At 76.2% G+C, this 541-nt stretch carries 1 pseudogene; it reads right to left on the reverse strand.

Annotated features, from left to right (window positions below):
* Positions 1 to 541, reverse strand: a pseudogene (locus tag AC27IQ_RS26915) (translocation/assembly module TamB domain-containing protein); the annotation flags it as partial.

Here is a 541-nt window from a genome sequence, read left to right on the forward strand (position 1 = left end):
CCGCCCGTGGCCCAAGACACGCTGCCTTGGCCGGTGAGCCTGCCGCCGTCGCGCGGGGCCGCGGTGCGGTTGCCGCTGAAGCCGGCGATGCGGGCGTTGCTGCCCTGGCCGCCGTTCACGCGAAATTCGGTGATGTCGAGCCGGTCGCCGTTCAGCGTGGCGCGCAGGCGCCCGTCCTGCAGGTCCACGCCGTCGATGAGCGAGCGCACCGACAGCTGGTCGGCGCCGAGCGTGCCGCTCCATCGGGGCGCGGCGCGGTTGCCGGCGAGGGCGACATTGGCGTCCAGCGTGCCCTTCACGCGCCAGCCCGGCGGTGCCAGGGCGGACCACACGCCCACGTCCGGCAGCTGGGCGCGCACGGTGGCGGCCAGCGGTGCATCGGCAGGCCATTGCCAGCCGCCATCGGCACGGGCCAGTCGGGTGCTGCCATCGGCCTGCACGCGGCCGGCGCGTTCGCTGTCCCACTGCACGCGGGCACGCACGGTGTCGCCCTCGGCCTGCAGCTGCACTTCGGCCTGCCGCACGCCCGCCGGCGTGCCGG

Source organism: Acidovorax sp. KPB24-07 (assembly GCF_057543315.1).